The sequence below is a fragment of the Flavobacterium jejuense genome, assembly GCF_006491595.2.
GTDB classification, from domain to species: domain Bacteria; phylum Bacteroidota; class Bacteroidia; order Flavobacteriales; family Flavobacteriaceae; genus Flavobacterium; species Flavobacterium jejuense.
The window spans coordinates 1-5,594 of the sequence record NZ_VEVQ02000032.1; the positions used below are offsets into that span (position 1 = coordinate 1).

General features: G+C 45.8%; 2 tRNA genes and 3 rRNA genes. All 5 read right to left on the reverse strand.

Features of this window, described 5'->3' with window-relative positions:
* Positions 1 to 39: 39 nt before the first annotated feature.
* A 5S ribosomal RNA gene (rrf, locus tag FIA58_RS21010) occupies positions 40 to 149 on the reverse strand.
* A gap of 120 nt (positions 150 to 269) precedes the next feature.
* Positions 270 to 3,140, reverse strand: a 23S ribosomal RNA gene (locus FIA58_RS21015).
* A 114-nt stretch (positions 3,141 to 3,254) separates the two neighbouring features.
* Positions 3,255 to 3,328, reverse strand: a tRNA-Ala gene (locus FIA58_RS21020).
* 90 nt (positions 3,329 to 3,418) lie between these two features.
* Positions 3,419 to 3,492 (reverse strand) — tRNA-Ile (locus tag FIA58_RS21025).
* Positions 3,493 to 3,574: 82 nt separating this feature from the next.
* Positions 3,575 to 5,092: ribosomal RNA gene (locus FIA58_RS21030) — 16S ribosomal RNA — on the reverse strand.
* The 16S, 23S and 5S rRNA genes sit together here with 2 tRNA genes alongside, the layout of an rRNA operon.
* Positions 5,093 to 5,594 lie beyond the last annotated feature (502 nt).

The window sequence follows — 5,594 nt, forward strand, 5'->3', positions numbered from 1 at the left end:
AACAAAAAACCCTCATCAAAAATGATGAGGGTTTTAAAAGAAAGGCGACGACATACTCTCCCACATAACTGCAGTACCATCTGCGCAGTCGGGCTTAACTTCTCTGTTCGGAATGGGAAGAGGTGAGCCCCGACGCAATAACCACCTTAAGCTGATTTGCAAGGGTATTCTAATGAATTAGAACAACATTACAGAATATCTTAACATACTGAGACAAGAAAATAAATTATTTAGAAAGTTTCTTCCCGAGTCAGAAGACTCGGGATGACGTACATAAGCTTACGGATTATTAGTACTACTCGACTATGACATTACTGCCTTTACATCTATAGCCTATCAACCTAGTCATCTTCTAGGATCCTTAAAAGAAATCTCATCTTGTGGTGGGTTTCGCGCTTATATGCTTTCAGCGCTTATCCCTTCCAAACGTAGCTACTCTGCAGTGCTCCTGGCGGAACAACAGATACACCAGAGGTTTGTCCAATTCGGTCCTCTCGTACTAGAATCAGATCCACTCAAATTTCTAACGCCCACAGTAGATAGAGACCGAACTGTCTCACGACGTTCTGAACCCAGCTCGCGTGCCACTTTAATGGGCGAACAGCCCAACCCTTGGGACCTTCTCCAGCCCCAGGATGTGACGAGCCGACATCGAGGTGCCAAACCCCCCCGTCGATATGAGCTCTTGGGGGAGATCAGCCTGTTATCCCCGGCGTACCTTTTATCCTTTGAGCGATGGCCCTTCCATGCGGAACCACCGGATCACTATGCTCTACTTTCGTACCTGATCGACCTGTATGTCTCTCAGTCAAGCTCCCTTATACCATTGCACTCTACGCACGGTTACCAAGCGTGCTGAGGGAACCTTTAGAAGCCTCCGTTACTCTTTTGGAGGCGACCACCCCAGTCAAACTACCCACCAAACAATGTCCCCCACAATCGCGGGGTTAGGCCTCAGACAAGCAAAGGGTGGTATTTCAACAATGACTCCACAACGCCTAGCGACGCCACTTCAAAGTCTCCCACCTATCCTACACATCACGTGTCCAAGGTCAATATTAAGCTATAGTAAAGGTGCACAGGGTCTTTTCGTCCCACTGCGGGTAATCGGCATCTTCACCGATACTACAATTTCACCGAGCTCATGGCTGAGACAGTGTCCAGATCGTTACACCATTCGTGCAGGTCGGAACTTACCCGACAAGGAATTTCGCTACCTTAGGACCGTTATAGTTACGGCCGCCGTTTACTGGGGCTTCAATTCAATGCTTCTCCGAAGATAACATCTCCTCTTAACCTTCCAGCACCGGGCAGGTGTCAGGCCCTATACTTCATCTTACGATTTTGCAGAGCCCTGTGTTTTTGATAAACAGTCGCCTGGACCTTTTCACTGCGGCCAGCATTGCTGCTGGCGACCTTTCTCCCGAAGTTACAGGTCTATTTTGCCTAATTCCTTAGCCATGAATCTCTCGAGCACCTTAGGATTCTCTCCTCAACTACCTGTGTCGGTTTACGGTACTGGTACTTATAATCTAAGTTTAGAAACTTTTCTTGGAAGCCCTTAGGCACACTATCCCTTTGTCCGAAGACTCCGAGTACTATCGTATTTCACCATTCTCTACGGATTTGCCTATAGAGAATATAGTTAGGTACTTCAACGAACTATTCCGTCAGTTCGCGGTGCTTTCATCACTCCGTCATTCCATCACAATTATAAGTAGTACGGGAATATTAACCCGTTAGCCATCGACTGTTCCTTTCGGATTCGCCTTAGGACCAGACTAACCCTCAGCTGATTAGCATAGCTGAGGAAACCTTAGTTTTTCGGTGTGCGGGTTTCTCGCCCGCATTATCGTTACTTATGCCTACATTTTCTTTTCTAACCAGTCCAGCAATACTCACATATCACCTTCAACCCTGTTAGAATGCTCCCCTACCACTCCGTAGAGTCCATAGCTTCGGTAGTATACTTATGCCCGATTATTATCCATGCTCGTCCGCTCGACTAGTGAGCTGTTACGCACTCTTTAAATGAATGGCTGCTTCCAAGCCAACATCCTAGCTGTCTATGCAGACAAACCGCGTTTTTTCAACTTAGTATACATTTGGGGACCTTAGCTGATGGTCTGGGTTCTTTCCCTCTCGGACATGGACCTTAGCACCCATGCCCTCACTGCTGAGCATCATTATATAGCATTCGGAGTTTGTCAGGAATTGGTAGGTGGTGAAACCCCCGCATCCAATCAGTAGCTCTACCTCTATATAACTAATTCAGCGCTGCACCTAAATGCATTTCGGGGAGTACGAGCTATTTCCGAGTTTGATTGGCCTTTCACCCCTACCCACAGGTCATCCCAAGACTTTTCAACGTCAACGGGTTCGGACCTCCACTTTGGGTTAACAAAGCTTCATCCTGCCCATGGGTAGATCACACGGTTTCGCGTCTACCATTACTGACTATAGCGCCCTATTCAGACTCGCTTTCGCTACGGATCCATACCTGAAGTACTTATCCTTGCCAGCAACGGTAACTCGTAGGCTCATTATGCAAAAGGCACGCCGTCACCCCACTAAAGGGCTCCGACCGCTTGTAAGCGTATGGTTTCAGGATCTATTTCACTCCGTTATTCACGGTTCTTTTCACCTTTCCCTCACGGTACTGGTTCACTATCGGTCTCTCAGGAGTATTTAGCCTTAGCGGATGGTCCCGCCAGATTCACACAGGGTTTCACGTGCCCCGCGCTACTCAGGATACTGCTATCTATATCTTCTATTACCTATACGGGACTATCACCCTCTTTGGTTAACCTTTCCAGGTTATTCTAATTCTATCCGCATAGAATATCGCAGTCCTACAACCCCAAAATTGCCGTAACAACTTTGGTTTGGGCTAATCCGCGTTCGCTCGCCACTACTTACGGAATCACTTTTGTTTTCTTCTCCTCCGCCTACTTAGATGTTTCAGTTCAGCGGGTTTGCCCCCTATCGGGTACTATGTCTTCAACATAGTGGGTTGCCCCATTCGGATATCTACGGATCAATTCGTGTGTGCCAATCCCCGTAGCTTTTCGCAGCTTATCACGTCCTTCATCGCCTCTGAGAGCCTAGGCATTCCCCATACGCCCTTATTTTGCTTATTGTACTTTTTATAAACAACCTACTAACGTAGATTGCCCAAAATTTGTGCTTTCTATTATATTTTTAATTTTCTTTTCTCAATATGTCAATGAACTTTTTTCGCTACATGCGAATCGTGGAGAATATCGGAGTCGAACCGATGACCTCCTGCGTGCAAGGCAGGCGCTCTAGCCAGCTGAGCTAATCCCCCGTCTTATTAGGTGTTAGTTAACAGTTTTCAGTTAACAGTACTTAAAACGGTTACTCAACCTCTAAAATTTCCTTAAAAACTTAAAATAAGTAGTCCCGGGCAGACTCGAACTGCCGACCCCTACATTATCAGTGTAGTACTCTAACCAGCTGAGCTACGAGACTCTGTATTTTTAGCTTCTTTAAATCTTGAACTAACAGCGAGAGTAAATACAAACGTATTAAAATCAAACTTATCTTTCTCTAGAAAGGAGGTGTTCCAGCCGCACCTTCCGGTACGGCTACCTTGTTACGACTTAGCCCTAGTTACTAGTTTTACCCTAGGCAGCTCCTTACGGTCACCGACTTCAGGCACCCCCAGCTTCCATGGCTTGACGGGCGGTGTGTACAAGGCCCGGGAACGTATTCACCGGATCATGGCTGATATCCGATTACTAGCGATTCCAGCTTCACGGAGTCGAGTTGCAGACTCCGATCCGAACTGAGACCGGTTTTAAAGATTCGCATCCTATCACTAGGTAGCTGCCCTCTGTACCGGCCATTGTAGCACGTGTGTGGCCCAGGACGTAAGGGCCGTGATGATTTGACGTCATCCCCACCTTCCTCGCGGTTTGCACCGGCAGTCTCGTTAGAGTTCCCGACATGACTCGCTGGCAACTAACGACAGGGGTTGCGCTCGTTATAGGACTTAACCTGACACCTCACGGCACGAGCTGACGACAACCATGCAGCACCTTGAAAGACGTCCGAAGAAAAATCTGTTTCCAAATCTGTCGTCTCCCATTTAAGCCCTGGTAAGGTTCCTCGCGTATCATCGAATTAAACCACATGCTCCACCGCTTGTGCGGGCCCCCGTCAATTCCTTTGAGTTTCACACTTGCGTGCGTACTCCCCAGGTGGGATACTTATCACTTTCGCTTAGCCACTCAATCCGAAAATCGAACAGCTAGTATCCATCGTTTACGGCGTGGACTACCAGGGTATCTAATCCTGTTCGCTACCCACGCTTTCGTCCATCAGCGTCAATCGTTTGTTAGTAACCTGCCTTCGCAATTGGTATTCCATGTAATATCTAAGCATTTCACCGCTACACTACATATTCTAGTTACTTCACAAAAATTCAAGCCCTACAGTATCAATGGCAGTTTCCTAGTTGAGCTAGGAGATTTCACCACTGACTTATAAGGCCGCCTACGGACCCTTTAAACCCAATGATTCCGGATAACGCTTGGATCCTCCGTATTACCGCGGCTGCTGGCACGGAGTTAGCCGATCCTTATTCCTACAGTACCGTCAAGTCTCTACACGTAGAGATGTTTCTTCCTGTATAAAAGCAGTTTACAACCCATAGGGCCGTCTTCCTGCACGCGGCATGGCTGGATCAGGCTTGCGCCCATTGTCCAATATTCCTCACTGCTGCCTCCCGTAGGAGTCTGGTCCGTGTCTCAGTACCAGTGTGGGGGATCTCCCTCTCAGGACCCCTACCCATCATTGTCTTGGTAAGCCGTTACCTTACCAACTAACTAATGGGACGCATGCTCATCTTGTACCGTTGGAACTTTAATAATCAGAAGATGCCTTCCGAAGATACTATGAGGTATTAATCCAAATTTCTCTGGGCTATCCCTCTGTACAAGGTAGATTGCATACGCGTTACGCACCCGTGCGCCGGTCTCTAGGAAGCAAGCTTCCTATACCCCTCGACTTGCATGTGTTAGGCCTGCCGCTAGCGTTCATCCTGAGCCAGGATCAAACTCTTCATCGTATATTTTTAATTTTGTACGATAAGTGCTAACTTTAATTCTATTGTTTTACTCTCTTAAATTTTACAATCTAAATCCGAAGATTTAAATCGTGCTGTCAATCCAATATGTCTATGAACGTGTCTTCTATTTGTTTCGCTTGTTTTTCAAAGCGAGTGCAAAAGTACAACTTCTTTTTAATTTGGCAAGCTTTTTTGAAAAAATTTTTAAACTTTTTTTCTTAATCACTAACCTCAATATTTTTTCTGAACGTTGCCCTATTTGCGGGATGCAAAGGTAATTCCTTTATTTGATTCCGACAAACTTTTTTTGAAAAAAATTTTCTTTTTTTTGTCGGTTAATAACTCGCGTTATCGTAATCAATATTTGTATGAACTTCCTTGTTAATGCGGGTGCAAAAGTAATTCTTTTTTTGAAACTGACAAGCTTTTTTTGAAAAAAAATTTTTCTTTTTTTGTCAGCCTTATAACTCGTGTTATATTTTCAAAATGTAATAAGAACTCT